Origin of the sequence: Nostoc sp. (assembly GCF_041747015.1) — a bacterium.
Lineage (GTDB): Bacteria > Cyanobacteriota > Cyanobacteriia > Cyanobacteriales > Nostocaceae > Nostoc.
Genome location: NZ_JBGTFY010000157.1, coordinates 1 through 7,578 on the forward strand (window position 1 = coordinate 1; position 7,578 = coordinate 7,578).

At 42.6% G+C, this 7,578-nt stretch carries 7 protein-coding genes; 1 reads left to right on the forward strand and 6 read right to left on the reverse strand.

Translation table 11 applies throughout. The features are described 5' to 3' along the window. Positions 1–196: hypothetical protein (locus ACEW80_RS12100; RefSeq protein ID WP_373526808.1), on the forward strand; the 196-nt coding region annotated here is incomplete at its 5' end. A 96-nt stretch (positions 197–292) separates the two neighbouring features. Here ACEW80_RS12100 and ACEW80_RS12105 read toward each other — a convergent pair. From ACEW80_RS12105 to ACEW80_RS12130, 6 genes are all read right to left on the reverse strand, one after another. Beyond that, on the reverse strand, positions 293–1,399 hold the full coding sequence (locus ACEW80_RS12105) for a WG repeat-containing protein (RefSeq protein WP_373526809.1): 1,107 nt from the start codon (positions 1,397–1,399) through the stop codon (positions 293–295). A 346-nt stretch (positions 1,400–1,745) separates the two neighbouring features. After that, on the reverse strand, positions 1,746–2,348 hold the full coding sequence (locus ACEW80_RS12110) for a tyrosine-type recombinase/integrase (protein WP_373526810.1): 603 nt from the start codon (positions 2,346–2,348) through the stop codon (positions 1,746–1,748). Positions 2,349–2,523: 175 nt separating this feature from the next. Continuing rightward, positions 2,524–3,141, reverse strand: coding sequence for a hypothetical protein (locus ACEW80_RS12115; RefSeq protein ID WP_373526811.1), 618 nt, complete (start codon positions 3,139–3,141; stop codon positions 2,524–2,526). A 155-nt stretch (positions 3,142–3,296) separates the two neighbouring features. Continuing rightward, positions 3,297–3,791 carry a hypothetical protein gene (locus ACEW80_RS12120; RefSeq protein WP_373526812.1) on the reverse strand — a complete coding sequence of 165 codons (495 nt, stop codon included), beginning with the start codon at positions 3,789–3,791 and terminating at the stop codon, positions 3,297–3,299. A gap of 21 nt (positions 3,792–3,812) precedes the next feature. Next, the gene (locus ACEW80_RS12125; RefSeq protein ID WP_373526813.1) at positions 3,813–4,367 is read right to left on the reverse strand and encodes a hypothetical protein; all 555 of its coding nucleotides are present in this window, start codon (positions 4,365–4,367) and stop codon (positions 3,813–3,815) included. Between the two features lie 820 nt (positions 4,368–5,187). Further along, on the reverse strand, positions 5,188–7,578 hold a 2,391-nt coding region (locus tag ACEW80_RS12130; RefSeq protein ID WP_373526814.1), incomplete at its 5' end, for a DUF3854 domain-containing protein.

Here is a 7,578-nt window from a genome sequence, read left to right on the forward strand (position 1 = left end):
ACTGGAATTGCGTTCGCACCATTCAGCTACTGTCTCCCTCAGCAGGGATGTCGTGATAAACCCATTTACCGCCCAAGAAGCGATCGCTAATAAGAGTGCTGATTCCTCCCGTGTAAACGCTGGTAGAGAAATGTCGTGTAACTACCAATTCCCGACATCACCGCCCACAGACTACAACGTTTTTGATCACTTCTAAATAACGCTGCAACAGTCAGACACCAAACAAAGTGCGATGCCTGCGGTGCGCCCGCTAAGAGCGATGGCGTAACGCCCGCTAAAAGTGCGCTCGCTCTCATTTAAAAGTTACAGGTTGCCAAACATACTGTCCAGAATGATTAATAAAACCTTCACTAGCTGCATTAACTTTTACATAAGCTAGTCCATTTCTAAAAGGTGACACTCCGTTAAATTTTGGTTGAATAACTATCGAACCACTTCTATTGATGTAGCCCCATTTGCCTTTAATTTTTACAGATGCTAACCCCTCAGAAAAGAGTTTTGCTTCTTGGATCTTAGGATCAGAGGGAATAGCAATCTTTCCTTCCATATCAATATAGCTACATTGTGATAAACTTTTTGTTTGATTAGCTAACTTTAAGCGCACTGGTATTAATCCTTCTGCAACTCCCTTGACAAGACTTTGAAAATCAGTACCACAAGTCAAGCTGAGTTGATTTGTTAGCACCTTTCCGGTTTGATCAATTAATATAATTTCATCGCCAGAGCTATAGTTATATTTGATAACTATAGCTCTGTTCATCACAAAGTCAGTTCCAACCCTATATAGGTTTTCAAAGGGAATTTTTAATTTTCCTGAGCGATCGATATATCCTACCAATGCTTGAACACCTTCTCCAACTTTTACAAATGCCAAGCCATTAGAAAAACTTCTAACACTATCAAACTTAGGCTCAATTGCGATCTCTCCTTTAGTATTAATAAAACCCGATTTGCCTTTAACTACTATAGGAGCTAACCCTTCCTTAAAATCCCCATCAAAGCTCCAATTAGGTTTGGATTCAATTACCACGTTCCCTCGCTGATCAATAAAGAAAAATGAGTTTCCTTCTAAATAAACTAATGCTAGTTTTTCTGAAAACGGATGAACATTAGTATATTTTGGACCAATTACAAACTCCCCTTTATGATTGATAAAACCCCAACGTTCTTTAACCCTTACAGCTGCCAAGCCATCAGAAAAAGGCTTTGCTTCTAGAAACTGTTGTTTAATAACTACTTGACCAGCTTCATTAATAAAGCCGATACCATCAGTGTTTTTGATAATGGAAAACTTCACAATCTCATCAGAAATTTCAGGAATATATCCACTGACACCACATCCAAATATGAAGATGAGATAAGTGATCACAAACAAAGTTGCAATTTTGCCTTTTTTCACGCTCATTTCTCTGTTTTGAAATTTCTGCGTGTATTGTAAAGCAAATTACCAGATTAAGAAATTTGGTCATTTCTAGTTATACTCGCCTATACAAGAAGATATAGCAATGCATGAGTCAGCGATGGCGTACCCACCCGCTGTAGACATCGCGTGCTAAAAACCCTGTAGAAGGTAAAAAAAACCTAAACCTATCTCACTATCTCACCCATCGCTAACGACCTACCACAAGCTACAAGACACGCTAAAAGAGGCTGGACGACCATAACACCAATGTAAGGTATAAGCACTGTCATATTAAAAATTTATTTTTAGTAAAAATTACAAGGATAGACAAGACACTAAAATACTATAAATCACCCCAATCAAAATTCAGAAAGCGTCGAGCATTCAGCTTGGTATATTTTTCAGTGTGTTTGATATCCCGATGCCCTAAAAAGTCTTGAATCTCTCTGGTGTTATAACCCTGATTCACCAGATAGTAACCGCAAGCATGGCGCATCATGTGGCAATGTACTTTGATATCAAGCCCCGCCTGCACTGCCAGCCGCCCAAGCAGCTTTCGCACTGCATCAGTTGACATCACCTCACCACGCTCGGAAACGAAAATATATTTGCTATCGGGCAACATCTCTCTGAGTTCTTTGAGCAATTCCAGTTCATCATCTCTCAAGGGATGAACCCCTGAGTCACTACCTTTTTCCCTGGTGATGAAAATCTGACGTTCGGCCCACATCAGCGCATCCCACCTTAAACCGCACTTAGCCCCTACAGCTTCCCCCACCCGCAAGCCGTGGCGAAACATGAGCAACATCAGTGTATAATCACGGTGAGAATAACGAGCTTTGCGTTCTAATGCAGCATTCAGCAGAGATCGCACTTCACTTGGTGTAAGGTATTCTCTAGACCTGTAATGCTTGTTTGGTAGACGAGTTGGGGGTGGTAGCCTCATTTACTCTCGCTGGTAGTGTCCGGTTTACGCAACGTTTTATGGACAGTCTACCGCGCTGGGATGCCTATTATTTCGTTGACAGACCAGCCACTGAGAATTTATTGCGAAAACTTCTCAATTTACAAATACTCCGCTTTTTCAATAAGAAGCACAAAGTAATTGGACTTTGAGTTCCTCACGGCAAGTCTACCTTTCGTAACATCTCTGATGCTGTTTCTTCATCGTAGATTTGCGTTAACAGTCCTGGTAACCAGTCTGTTTTAGCACCTGTATTGTGAGTCTTATGCTGTTGCCAAAGCTCCAGAAAGCCATACACTTGCTCATCAAGGTTTGGGATTCTCCTACGGACTTCATCCATAAACTCCTGAGTACCACCAAGTAAACCGTGATATTCATGACTTGTCATGATCCCCCATTTGCCTGAAGGTGAGTAAAGAACATTCTCAGCATTAAAGGCGGAGCCGAACATTTTATAATCATGTCTTTTGTAGGCGGAGATTTCTGAAAAAGGAATGTACCAGTGATTGAATTCTCCCTTAGCTTCTTCGTTCATACGCCAGAGCATTGTGAAGTAACATCCTGTATCACCTACACTGGATGCAGCAGCCACCAATGCATCAATAAGGGGCGGTCTTACCGTATATTTCAGATCGTACTCTAAGCCAAATACGACTCTTCGTTGAGGAATAGTTTTAGCAAAGGGGTACGGAGCAAATGGGTTATCACTGGTAAAAACTTGTCGCAAAACTGGCTCTGCCTCAGCTTTGAACTCTTTCTCTGTTAAAGGACGCATATATCTTTTTAAGTTAGACCAGAGTTTATTTATGATGCTTCTATGCTAACGGGTAATATGTTAAGTCAACTCCGATTAACAGATTTCTGCTATCCCTGGTTTTAATATTAAATTAGAAATCTCGATCCATCTGGCTCCCAAATTTTATAACGGTATCAATACTTGAACTTAACTTCTCTGACAAAAAAATTTGGGTTAGGGCTATTATGGTCAAGAGTATCTATTGTTGGATAAAGTCCACTACTTCCATATTCCCTAATATTAGCTCTTCCACCTCCTATTAGGTCTGCCTCATATATCCAGCCAGCATTTGGTGACCAGTATGGCCCTCTGAGTGATCCTGTTGTTACATAGGTAAACCATCCCCATGCATCGTTATATGCATTATCGTAATTAGAATGACCTCTTATCTCCTTAACTTGAGGTGTAGAGAACACTGCTTGGTTAAAAAGTTGATCGAGTTGAGTGCTGGCAGCCAGCAAAAATCCTTCATGCTTTTTTAAATCGGTCTTTTCAACTGGTTGAGTTGCGCTATATAATGTAGTTGCTGCTGTTGAGTGAACAGTTAAAAAACTTAAGGATAAAATCAAAGTCAATCCAATAAGTTTTGTTAGTAAGCCTAACTTGCTGAAGATTTTTTGAAATACCATAAAATTATTAGAGTAGCGTTATTAACCAGCAGTTTGAGGAAGAACAAATTCGATTTGTCTAATTTTTTCGTAACCAGGAATCTTGTAACCAGAAATACTAATTGTTGCAGTAACAGGAGATTTTTTGGAGTCAACTCTTAGATGGAGAATCCCTCCACTAGACAATCTTCCCTTTTTCCCGTTTTCTTGAAATTTTTCTTGATTTTGTGGTTTCGCAGGAGGAGATGACTCTCTTTCAACTATGCGACTAAACTCAGCCCAAGCAATTACACCAGGAAGTTTTTTTAAGGCATCTTCAGGTAGCGATTCTCCAGAATTATTGGTTGGTATTGGAATAACGACTTTACGAATATTAGGAGATTGGGTAGGTTCAGAGAATTGTAAGAGTGCCTGCAATTCTTCTTCTCCAGTTTTGGTTCCAAAAGGCACGTTTTGTAGTTTCATAAGCGGGCTTTCGCTTTCATCATCTGTCCCAGATACTTGAGCTTGTGATTTTTGCTCAACTAAATTTGGATAGAGAATCAAACAAGTAGCTGAAAGACCGACAAGAGTAATGAATAAGCGTCTTTTAATCATTTGTTTTCAATTTAGTTAAATTAACATTTACTATTATTTTTTACTTTTGGTATGTATCTTTATGCTGGTGAACAAACCACTTCTACCATCATTATTAAACTAAAAATGAATTGACCTTTTTTAATGAAAGGTTTATATCCCACTAGATACAACATGATATTTGCATTATATTATAGTTGCTGACTAGTTGAATGTTAATTCATTTTACAACAAATAAACAAAACTAAATAAAACAAAAGAGATTGCTCCTCCGTCACGCCCAAATATTTTTCAAGGGCAAGCCAGGGAGCGATGACCGCTGATGAACTGTATATGCCGTAACGGGATACCCGCATTACTTACTCATCCACGTTAACATTGTCCGCCTAAAGCTGTGGGTGGAGATTCCTCGCTCATCCAAATCTACACGTCACAGCGCCTTCCTCAAGATTCGGTCGTATCGGTTTTATGGATATGCTCCAGTCCGTGACGACCAGAGAACAAATGTCAAAGTCATCGCGTAGGTGGCGAAAACCTTAATCTCTCGTCGCCAAACCCTAATCATTACCAACTATTGCAAACTCTTTTCATCTGTCTCCACTAGATAGTTGACACACGCACAATACAGCTATCGGTCAGCTAGACCGTGACATTTTTACAATCGGATTTGGTAGTACATTTGCATGATTACGAGGGAAGTTGCGATCGCACTCTAATCAATCAAAATTGCTTATCAGTTTTAACGGGAGCAATCCTGATTCTGCCATGAGAGCATAACTAACTCTTAAAAGCGATCGCCGACGTTGGGATAGTTGGTGCAAAGATCCTGTTATCAGTTGCCCTAAGTATCCAAAAACTCTAGTTCGCTAACATCAATAAGATTTAATCCACCAGCCGCAGCGCCAGGACGCAACTTAGAAGCAGCTGTGAGCGGCTCAGAGGTTCGGGCAGAAACCAAAAGCACTTTATCACTACCACAGGAAACCCAAGAGATTTTATATTCTTCGCCGCTTGAAAGTAGCTTCACACGATCTCCTCTAACGGGTTGGCGAGTGGTGACGGATGGTGACGGCACTGGTGACGGCACTGGTGACGGCTCAAAACCATTATGAGAACTGGCATTGACCTTGGGTGACGGCTCAAACCCCAATCCACTTTTATTTATTGCCGAATCATTTTCAACGAGCTGTGGTGGAGATAGTTTTTCTCCTCTTAAATAATTTTCATTTTGAGTCTCCGGCTCTAAAACTAATTCCGCTTTTTTTTCTGGCGGATTTAGGAAAGTGCCGTCACCTACCTCTAATCCTTTACCTAGTGGGGGTTCTGAGCCGTCACCTGAGCCGTCACCAGTGCCGTCACCTTTGAAAAGATTTTGAGCAAGAGTGTAATCATGGGTGGGAATGAGATCATCTATCCCAGCCACCCTCAGCCTCAGTCCCCGGATAAATTTACCCGTTTTGGTAGATTCTTTCTCCACTGACCAGCCCAAAACGCTGCGGCATATTTCCAGCAGGTCGGGCGAAAAGTTGTTATGATTTTTCGGTTTACTGCCAGCCTTATGACAATAGCGGTTGTAAGAACCAAACAGGGTGGTAACGGTTGAGCCATCCTCGCCTTCAAAGCGATCGCTGCCAATGGGAGTTTTTGCCATTGGGTCAGCAATCACGTACTGATTCAACCACGCCGCGATCGCGTCAACACGGGTGCGGTTCTCCCAAAATTCCAGTGTGCATTCTGGGATTTCTTGCAAGCCCTTAATTACTGCGGTAACATGGTCGTCTGATAGACTCAGAACGTAATTGGTAAACGCTGCTAGTTCTGGCTCAAATTCAATATCTAGATTCCGGCGTTTAATTGGGTCTACAGCATTGTTGCAGGGGAATGAAATTACCCGCCGCTTCACCCGAGAAGCAGAATCACCCATAAAAATTGGCAGATTTGATAACACCAGCACCATGCCGTCATATTGGTAATGGAAAGCCTTTCTTCCCTTCTCCTCCGCCCGAATCGGGTCTTCTCCAGTCAGAGAGAGGAATTTACCCAACTTCCCGGTTTGTCTGTCTTCGTCAGCGAAGAGTACCAGCCGCTTCTTGTGAGCATTCGCCCCCTCGAACCGATTACTGCACCAATCTTCGAGCGTGGTGCTGTGGACGTTTTCTGAACCAATCAAGTTAACTAGCAGTCGGCTGAAAGTACCTTTGCCTGTCCCACCCAGCCCAATCAGGTGAAGAAATTTCTGTAAATCGGAACGTCCCTTTAACACCGCATTACAGTAGCAAATCAGCAAATCTTTGAGCTGTCTGTTGCCCGAAGCCAAGTGTGTCAGGAAAGCGTCGATGTGTGACCAATCTGTGGCTTTGGGGTCGTGTGAGCGTGGCAGCTGCCAAGTCAACCGATAACCTGGAGAATGGGGTAAAAATTTCCCAGTGGCAATTTCAAGGACTCCATTGAAAAAGGGCATCAGTTCCTTGGGTGAGCGCTCGTTCCATTCCCGCACAAAAAGTTGCGATCGCAGGAATTTGACAATATTAGTAATGTAGCTGTGGGTGCTATAGCCCTGGATGCCCCTGGCAGTGATGATTTGATAAACAATCATCTCTATGGCTTCTTCGGTTTCCCCTGACCATACCCCAGGGAACTTGATCTCGTAGTGCATCCACTGCCTAGCTTCATTGTTGTAAGCTAGGCGCTCTCGGAACTCTTCGGCTATCTCCCGGCTGATTATGTCCGCAGTCGGTCTTTTGTCGGTTGAGGAGTCCTTTGAAAGAGCAAATTGTGACTCCATGTAAGCGATTGCCTTATTGTAGGCATCGTCAAAAGCCTCTTCTCCCTTGTTCACGATCAAATCGTCCAATCCTTTGCCATCTTTGGGACTCCATTCAACAATAGCAAGGTTAGCACCCAGGTTTTGAAGTACAAGTTTTAGCTTTCTTATCCCCCTGGTGACTGCTTTGACGGCTGTTGGTTTTTCATCTTGATCAAAGGCTATGACCAATGTTGAACCAGGGCCGACAAAGCCCGCTAAGTCCGGGATCAGAGTGGGCGGTCTTCCCGGTGCGCCACATTCACAGCCATATAGCCCAATCATGATGTGTCCTATCGATAGGGCGCTAAGGGTCTTTTTACCTCCTTCCGTAGCTCCCACCTCATTCACTGACTCTTTCACCCATTGCCAAAAATTGCCGAACATTGGCACATCCAAGCCAGATTTCTGGGCGATGAGTTGGCGTAC

Bases quoted from the DNA above. Each gene is read 5' to 3' on its own strand.
- ACEW80_RS12115 (WP_373526811.1), bottom strand. From the start codon at position 3,141: ATGCGTCCTTTAACAGAGAAAGAGTTCAAAGCTGAGGCAGAGCCAGTT.
- ACEW80_RS12120 (WP_373526812.1), bottom strand. From the start codon at position 3,791: ATGGTATTTCAAAAAATCTTCAGCAAGTTAGGCTTACTAACAAAACTT.
- ACEW80_RS12125 (WP_373526813.1), bottom strand. From the start codon at position 4,367: ATGATTAAAAGACGCTTATTCATTACTCTTGTCGGTCTTTCAGCTACT.
- ACEW80_RS12110 (WP_373526810.1), bottom strand. From the start codon at position 2,348: ATGAGGCTACCACCCCCAACTCGTCTACCAAACAAGCATTACAGGTCT.